The following is a 5,936-nucleotide window of genomic DNA, read 5'->3' on the forward strand; positions in this document are numbered from 1 at the left end:
CAACCTGATCGAGAAGCGCTCGGGGCATAGCAAGCTGCAGAGCTTTATTTACGACTGTGAGAACCGGCTGGTGCGGGCGCAGACGCTGGTTAACGGCAAGCTGAAGAGTACCGGGCAATACCGGTACGACAGCCTGGGGCGGCGGGTGGCCAAGCAGGCTGAGGTCAACGGCGAAGTCGAACAGAAACGCTTCCTGTGGCAAGGGTTGAGGATGTTGCGGGAGGAAACGCCTGGTCAGAGCATTTTGTACCTGTATGAGCCGGGTAGCTATGCGCCGTTGGCGCGCGTGGATCAGGTTGAAGGGGAAGAACAGAAGGTCTACTACTTCCATACGGACCAAATTGGTACGCCGCTGGAATTGACCGATAGCGACGGGCAGATCGTTTGGCAGGCGACTTATCGCTCATGGGGCGAGATAGAGCAGCTGACGGTCAACAAGGTCATGCAGAACATACGTTTCCAGGGGCAGTATCTAGATTGTGAAACGGAGCTGCATTACAACACCTTTAGGTATTTCGATCCGGAAGTTGGTAGGTTTATCACTCAGGATCCAATTGGTTTGTCTGGTGGGAGAAACTTATATAGCTACGCTCCGAATTCTATTGGCTGGATAGACCCCTTGGGCTGGTGCTCAAAAGCGCTGGGGAAAAATCTGGAAAGTAGCGGTGTGACGCGACCTCAAAACACCGCGGCCCACCATATTGTCGAAGATAGCGCAAAACTCGCCGCCCCTGCTAGGGCAATTTTGAATAAGCATGGAATTGACGTTGACGGCGCGGCTAACGGGGTTTTCTTGCCAAATAGATTTAACACTGATATCAGTGTGCCAGGAATACTGCACAACGGGAAGCATCCTAATATTTACTTTGAATCTGTCAATAAAATTATAGCAAATGCCGATGCCGCAGGTGGTAAGGATGCAGTGCTCAAAGCGATAGGAAATATCCGGCAAAAATTATTGAATGCTCCTAGAGAGTCCAGCTGGAAAGACATTTTTGGATGATTATGAAATATTATTATATAACTCAGAGCGATGAATTTAAAACACTTGTCGGTAAGGGAGACGAACTGGCCTTGTATGATGCCGCACAGCAGTATGCCTTTGGTAAAGATTCCAGTGCTGTGTTTTCCAGGCAGTATGAGTTAGAGTTTAACTCTGACGACAAGAGAAAAAAGGATGGCTCTGATGTGTTTACTTTCTTCAGTCCCGTGCTTGTTTTGACGTCCAAGGCTAAAAGCCTTCTTCAATCTATAGCTTCTGACTCTTTTGTGGATGTAGATGTTCTATCCCCAAACCCAGATCATTTAGGTGTAGTGGTTGATGCGAAAATTGATGGCGCACTTAATAAAGAACTGTCGGAATTTGATGAGTACCCTAACGGCCTGGTTGTTTACAAGCTAGTATTGAATCATCAGGCAGTACAGGGGTTCGACGTTTTTCGCGTAACTGAAAACCCACTTTCTATTTATGTGTCTGATAGGTTTTTAGAGGCGGCAAAGCGGATAGGCTTGAAAGGTTTGGATTTCAAGGAAGTTGAAGCAGTTTGATTCACGCCGTGAAGGCGATTGTGTATCCAAATGCTCCTTAAAAACCCAGAGTGTCAAGGACTGAGGCGTAAACCTCAGTCCTATTGACGAAGTACAAGACATTAACGCTGAGATACCGCTGCACCGCGACGAGAATGCCCTTGGCCCGACCGACATCAAGCGCGTGGTAAGTACCGCTACGACGAGCACGGCTAGCTGACGACGGTAATCAACCGCTACGGCACGCACCGTGCGCAACTTCAGCTACGCCGAAGGCCTGATGGTCACTCACAGCAAAGCCCTGGGCCTGGGCTGCCACTACCGCTGGGAAACCCAGGGTGGCAAACCACGGGTGGTCGAGCACTGGACCAGCGATGGCGAGCACTACCACTTCCGCTACGACCTCGACGCCCGCACCAGCTGGGCCACCGACGTGCTCGGCCGCGAGCTGGAAGTGCAGTACAACGCCGACCACCGCGTGCTCGCCAGACGTGACTACGGTGGCGAACGCTACGCCATCGAGCTGGACGAGCAGGGCAACATGGTCGGCCTCGACCTGCCGGACGGCAACCGGCTCGCCTTCCAGTACGACGAATTCGCCCGCCGATGGGGTGAGGCGCCTTTATAATAGTGCGCCGCCAAATATGAATCGCGGTCCATTTAATACTTGGAAGAAAACCTACTGGAAGATCCGGGCTTTGGATTTTTGAGGGCTTAAAATGACTTATATAGATATTTTGGAATCCGAAATAAATGCGAGTGGTGAAAATCCTGCCTTCGCTGGAGGAGCTGCTGACAATGTAATAGGTGACTTTGAAAGAGATCTTGGTGTTAACTTCCCTCCGTCATATAAGCTGTTTTTAAAAAAATATGGCGCTCTATCATTTGCTGGCGACACTTACTATGGCATCACCAAGAGTGGCGTGGATGCGACATCGGTACCTAGTGTGGCCTTTGCTACAAAAAGTGCCCGTGCCGATGGAGATGCTGACGATTCTATGATTGTGGTGAAAGCATCTGGCTATGGTCCAATCTACTCTATAGATACCTCGATTATCGGAGACACTGGTGAGCCTGTTATTGTGGAGGCCGAGCTTTCGTTTAAGCGAACCAAGGATAAGAATGTAATTTACCAAGGCTTTGAAGAGTTCCTTGTTGATATGGTGCGGCAGGCCATTAGAGAGCTTTGATTTTTGTTAGGTTGCGGAGTTTAACTTTGCACAAGATTTTTTGCTCTTCGTGTAATTTTTTTTGGAGCAATTAAAACCTCTATTTTTTTATGTGGTTAAGAGCGAGGTTGTGAGTCATGTAGGGACGGTATGACTATGACCCATCCAACCGCCTGAGCGAACAAGTGCGGGTCGACAACCTGACCCGGCGCTTTGGCTATGACGCTAGCGGCCATCTGGTGCGCATGGACGAGATTGGCTATGGCGAAAATGCCGAGCGGCCAGAGCGGCATACGCTGTTTGAGCGTGACACCATTGGCCGATTGGTCGCCAAGCTGAACCGCGATTCACAGCAGCAGTTCACCTACGACGACGGGGACCGGCTGCTGAGCATCGAGCGGCACCCGAGCGGACTCGGCAAGCAACTTGGGGTGACCGAGGAAAAGCTGGCGTACACCTACGATGTGCTGGGGCGGCTGACGCAAGAAATCACGCCCGATGGCACGCTGGGTTATGAGTACGATCCGCTCAGCAATCTGACCACTCTGACCCTGCCGGATGGGCGCAAGGTCAACCACCTGTACTATGGCAGCGGTCACCTGCACCAGCTGAACCTGGATGGCCTGGTCATCAGCGACATGGAGCGTGATGACCTGCACCGTGAGGTGTACCGGACGCAGGGCAAGCTCACCAGTTGTTTCGGTTACGACGCCGTGGGGCGGAAGGCCTGGCAGTTTGCTTCGACCTTGCCGGCCGACAAGCTGTCGCAGGTGCACAACACCGGCATCAATACCTCGCTGCTGGTGGAGCATGCCTACAACCCGATTCATCGCCGTTACCAGTACGACCCGGCCGGAGAGCTGGTGCGCACGCTCGACAAGCTGCGAGGCGAGATCAAGTACGAGTACGAAGCCAACGGGCAGTTGCGCAGCCGCGATACCGGCTCGCTGGTGGGCAGTGAAGAGTTCCGCTACGACCCCGCCGCGAACCGCCTGGACTTCAATGCGCGGCAGTTCGACAAGGTCAAGGACAACCGGATCAAGCAGTGGCGCGATCAGGAGTACCGCTACGACCCGTGGGGCAACCTGATCGAGAAGCGGTCGGGGCACAGCAAGCTGCAGAGTTTTATTTACGACTGCGAGAACCGGCTGGTTCGGGCGCAGACGCTGGTTAACGGCAAGCTGGAGAGTACCGGGCAATACCGGTATGACAGCCTGGGGCGGCGGGTGGCCAAGCAGGCTGAGATCAACGGCGAAGTCGAACAGAAACGCTTCCTGTGGCAAGGGTTGAGGATGGTGCGGGAGGAAACGCCTGGTCAGAGCATTTTGTACCTGTATGAGCCGGGTAGCTATGCGCCGTTGGCGCGCGTGGATCAGGTTGAAGGGGAAGAGCAGAAGGTCTACTACTTCCATACGGATCAGATTGGTACGCCGCTGGAGTTGACGGACAGCGAGGGTGAGATCGTTTGGCAGGCGACCTATCGCTCGTGGGGTGAGATAGAGCAAGTGGCTGTCGATAAGGTCGAGCAGAATCTGCGATATCAAGGTCAATATTTCGATGAAGAGGCTCGGCTACACTACAATACCTTTAGATATTACGACCCCGAAGTGGGAAGATTTATTACTCAAGACCCTATAGGTTTAAGAGGCGGTTTTAATCTTTATAGCTATGTGCTGAATCCAAATAACTGGATAGACCCTGCCGGACTAATTCCTTGTATGGGAAGACTGTCTCAGCGTAGTGCAGGGGGTACTGGGGCTAAATATGATCCTGTAAATGGGCAAGGCCTTTATGTATTAACAGATAATGGAGTGATCAAGTATGTGGGGCGTGGTGATGCAACAGCCCGCTTAGGTGTGCCAGCTGCAACACCAGGTAAATCTAACTTGCAGCAACATGTGTTTTTTGATAATAATTTGACCAAAGCTGAGGCCAAGTTTCTGGAGCAAAAAACTATGGGTCTTAATGGAGGCGCGCTTTCGACCAATGAGTTTAAAAACTTATTGAATAGAATCAGATCGTATAGTCCCTCTAACCCTAATGCTTCAATTTATGATGTGGCCGGGCATAGCCCAAGCTGGGGGATGGTGTACTATCCGACGCTTTGGCCAAGATGAAGGGGCTAGGCTTATGATAGGAGTTAAATCTATGCGGGTTGGCGACTATTTTTCTATCCCTATGGGGGATGGTAGGTTCGCAATTAGCCAAATAATTTGGCTTGGAACAGAAAGCCAGGAACAAAAGTTTAAAAAGATATTTGCTTTCGCTGTGTTGTCTGTCAGCACTAATGAGGAGGTACCTGAGAATGTCGAGTATTTGATATTCAAAGATCACAGGGGAAGCTTTTCGATAGTTTTTACGGCTGTGGACAAACTAAAGACGGGTGACTGGCATATTCTGCAGCACGGTATAGTTTCTGATGCCGCGCTGAAGGATTTTGAATTTAATATGGCGGGTACTCTTTACCGGCGAGGGAGTCCAGTCAGGGTTTTGGCTATTGAGGAATATCAGGATTATATATTAATGGGTGTATCCGGTTTTGCTTTGGTCGAAAATTTTCTGCAGCAATATTGAGAGATTAAAGTTTTGCTCGTTGTCTTGGTTCTTTAATAAAATATCAGAATGAGGAGTGCAATCTTATATGTCAAAGATTGCGCTCTTTGTTGCTCAATTGATCGTTGGTTTCACGCATATGCTGAGATGCTTTGGAAGTGCCTGGGCCAAGCGCTAAGAGTCTGGTCAGTGAGACAGACTTTACACTGCCAGATTGGCGGTTCCATTCATGGCCGTGGAACCGGGCGAGAGCATTATAATCACAGTGAACGTATTGATCTAGTGTGCTCCGAGAGCGGGCATTACACCCCTCAAGCGTAGGTAGTTGATGATTATATATTGTCAACTAAGCGGTACGAGTATTGAGTTTACCCTCAAGGTTGATAGATCGTCAGCGTCGGCTTTGAAATAGAGTAGTTTTTTCTGACCTCACTAGCGTATTTGTAGAGTCAATGCATTCTTAAATGCTCCGTGACCGATGCGTTGAACCAGACCACCACGCTGGAGCGCAAGCCGGACGGTGAAGTGGTGCGCATCATCCATCCCGACGGTACCAATGAAACCTTCGGCTACAACGTCTACGGCCAGGTAGTGAGCCACACCGACGGCAAGGGCCAGACCACCCGCCTGATGCGCACCGCACGCGGCCTGCCCAGCAGCCGCGAGGATGCCAAGGGCCAGCGGGTA

General features: G+C 51.0%; 4 protein-coding genes and 3 pseudogenes. All 7 read left to right on the forward strand.

Features of this window, described 5'->3' with window-relative positions; genetic code table 11:
- Window positions 1–1,003 (forward strand): RHS repeat domain-containing protein (locus ACK59H_RS22520; RefSeq protein ID WP_409264943.1); only part of this gene is annotated, 1,003 nt, incomplete at its 5' end.
- Complete coding sequence (locus ACK59H_RS22525; RefSeq protein ID WP_409264944.1) at window positions 1,000–1,548, forward strand: imm11 family protein; 549 nt, start codon at window positions 1,000–1,002, stop codon at window positions 1,546–1,548. The genes ACK59H_RS22520 and ACK59H_RS22525, both read left to right, overlap by 4 nt.
- 139 nt (window positions 1,549–1,687) lie before the next feature.
- Window positions 1,688–2,131 (forward strand): annotated as a pseudogene (locus ACK59H_RS22530) (type IV secretion protein Rhs); the annotation flags it as partial.
- A gap of 115 nt (window positions 2,132–2,246) precedes the next feature.
- Entirely contained in the window at window positions 2,247–2,717 is a 471-nt protein-coding gene (locus tag ACK59H_RS22535; protein ID WP_409264945.1) for an SMI1/KNR4 family protein, read from the forward strand.
- 128 nt (window positions 2,718–2,845) lie between these two features.
- Window positions 2,846–4,405, forward strand: a pseudogene (locus ACK59H_RS22540) (RHS repeat-associated core domain-containing protein); the annotation flags it as partial.
- A gap of 439 nt (window positions 4,406–4,844) precedes the next feature.
- Complete coding sequence (locus ACK59H_RS22545) at window positions 4,845–5,270, forward strand: Imm26 family immunity protein (RefSeq protein ID WP_261745551.1); 426 nt, start codon at window positions 4,845–4,847, stop codon at window positions 5,268–5,270.
- 447 nt (window positions 5,271–5,717) lie between these two features.
- Window positions 5,718–5,936: pseudogene (locus ACK59H_RS22550) on the forward strand (RHS repeat domain-containing protein); the annotation flags it as partial.

The organism is Pseudomonas sp. KCJK9000 (assembly GCF_046230725.1).
Classification (GTDB): Bacteria; Pseudomonadota; Gammaproteobacteria; order Pseudomonadales; family Pseudomonadaceae; genus Aquipseudomonas; species Aquipseudomonas promysalinigenes.

Coding starts and splice junctions, on each gene's coding strand:
- ACK59H_RS22525 (WP_409264944.1), top strand. CDS start 1,000: ATGATTATGAAATATTATTATATAACTCAGAGCGATGAATTTAAAACA.
- ACK59H_RS22545 (WP_261745551.1), top strand. CDS start 4,845: ATGCGGGTTGGCGACTATTTTTCTATCCCTATGGGGGATGGTAGGTTC.
- ACK59H_RS22535 (WP_409264945.1), top strand. CDS start 2,247: ATGACTTATATAGATATTTTGGAATCCGAAATAAATGCGAGTGGTGAA.